1 protein-coding gene and 1 pseudogene are annotated in these 2,477 nt (G+C 49.3%); both read left to right on the top strand.

Translation table 11 applies throughout. The features are described 5' to 3' along the window. A pseudogene (locus tag APA10_RS15210) lies at window positions 1-264 on the top strand (Hint domain-containing protein); the annotation flags it as partial. A gap of 81 nt (window positions 265-345) precedes the next feature. Continuing rightward, window positions 346-2,477 (top strand): hypothetical protein (locus APA10_RS11815; RefSeq protein WP_050998031.1); only part of this gene is annotated, 2,132 nt, incomplete at its 3' end.

The raw sequence follows: 2,477 nt of genomic DNA, 5'->3' as shown, positions 1-2,477 counted from the left end.
CGCCAGATGGGTGTGGCTGTGGCAGATGTGCATTTTATCACTGCCAAAAAGCTGCATCCCATCACAGCGCATCTTCAGGCCCACAAGCCCGAAGGCTGGCATGATACGGACTGGACAGATTGCGCATGGACAAACGGCAACGCCGTGCTGCCCCTGGGTGATTTCACCAAAGGAAGCATGGGCCTTCTGTCTCTGACTGTTCGCGCCGCAGGCCCGTATGTGGAGCATGAAGCAGACAAACAGGCACAGGTTCTTTCTGCCTGATTATCCAGAAACCCATATGAAAATATGGGTTTCTATTTTTGAAAGATGCCGTATCCACATACGATAAAGGCAAATATTATCATGACTGAAAATGTAAGTTCCACATCTTCAGAAACCAACCTGCATGATACTTTGGCAGGTATTGCAGCGGATGCAATTTCTGCGGGTGGTGATACATCTCAGTACATAAGTCAGGGCACAGGTTATCATCAGCACGATGCCAACTGGCGTTGGACGGGCCCCGCCACAGGCGGAGACTGGTCTGATCCTGCCAACTGGACCCTTTATGACAATGAAGGCAATCCTGTTTCTTCCAGTGACATTCCAACAGGTGGGGCATCTGCCATTCCGCAGAGTGAGCAGAATGCTGATGTCAACGTTGGGTATTATGGTGATCAAACACCAAACGTTGTGGTCGCAAACGCGCCTTACTATAATCAGCTCCGCAGTCTGAGCGTCTGGCAGAACAGCACACTCAAAATCACCGCCCAGTATCAAAACGGTGATAGCAATGGCTATGTTTTTGCTACAGCGGGCCTGGAAAACTACGGCAGCATTATTGTTGATACACCCGCAGAAGTTGAACTGGGCGGTATCAATGTGCAGGCCGGTACCCTGACCATTATCAACAATCAGGGCAACGTTGTTTTTGATAATGACCAGATCAATAATGGCGGCACAATCAATCTGATCAATGCTTCACTTGGCACAACAGCCAGCCCCATTACGGTTTCGGGCGGGACTGTCAACCTGCAACAGAACAGTTCCATTCTCGCCAACCTCTGGGGAGAAGGTGGAACAATCAATGTTGATCCGGATAGTGTCAATACAATCTATATCAACGACAAGCTCTCCAATAATGATGGGAACAAGCAGCATACCGTCATCAATGGCGTTTCTGGCAATACGCACTTTGGTATTCTGGGCACGTCATCCGAACCGGTTTCTGCAAACTATACACTCAACAGCGATGGTTCATACGAGCTGACCGTTCAGCTGACTGATGGCCGCAGCATCACTTATCCTGATATCAACATGGCATCAGGTTACACACCACCAGCACATATCAGCATCGTTCAGGATGGTACAACCGGTTGGCTAATTGAAGATACAACTTCAGCCACACTTCCATCTTACCCAGACAACGACCTGCATGATACCTTGGCGGCCACAGGTATTGCAGCGGATGCAATTTCTGCGGGTGGTGATACATCTCAGTACATAAGTCAGGGCACAAGTTATCATCAGCACGATGCCAACTGGAGTTGGACGGGCCCCGCCACAGGCGGAGACTGGTCTGATCCAGCCAACTGGACCCTTTATGACAGCAAAGGAAACCCTGTTCCTTCCAGCGACATTCCGACTGGGGGAGGAAGGGCCATTCCGCAGAGTGAGCAGAATGCTGATGTCAACGTTGGGTATTATGGTGATCAAACACCAAACGTTGTGGTCGCAAACGCGCCTTACTATAATCAGCTCCGCAGTCTGAGCGTCTGGCAGAACAGCACACTCAAAATCACCGCCCAGTATCAAAACGGTGATAGCAATGGCTATGTTTTTGCTACAGCGGGCCTGGAAAACTACGGCAGCATTATTGTTGATACACCCGCAGAAGTTGAACTGGGAGGTATCAATGTGCAGGCCGGTACCCTGACCATTATCAACAATCAGGGTAACGTTGTTTTTGATAATGACCAGATCAATAACGGCGGCACAATCAATCTGATCAATGCTTCTCTTGGCACAACAGCCAGCCCCATTACGGTTTCGGGCGGGACGGTCAATCTGCAGCAAAACAGTTCCATTCTCGCCAACCTCTGGGGAGAAGGTGGAACAATCAATGTTGATCCGGATAGTGTAAATACCATCTATATCAACGACAAATACTCCAATAATGATGGAAATAAGCAGAATACCGTCATCAATGGCGTTTCTGGCAATACGCACTTTGGTATTCTGGGCACGTCATCTCAGCCGGTTTCTGCAAACTACACGCTTAACAGCGATGGTTCATACGAGCTGACCGTTCAGCTGACTGATGGCCGCAGCATCACTTATCCTGATATCAACATGGCATCAGGTTACACACCACCAGCACATATCAGCATCGTTCAGGATGGTACAACCGGTTGGCTAATTGAAGATACAACTTCAGCTGCCTGCTTTCTTGCTGGCAGCATGATCCGCACCTCCGAAGGTGATGTGGCTGTTGA

The organism is Acetobacter pasteurianus subsp. pasteurianus LMG 1262 = NBRC 106471 (genome assembly GCF_000285275.1).
GTDB lineage: Bacteria > Pseudomonadota > Alphaproteobacteria > Acetobacterales > Acetobacteraceae > Acetobacter > Acetobacter pasteurianus.
Note: the sequence above shows the minus strand (reverse complement) of the source record. Positions and strands in the feature narration are given on the sequence as shown.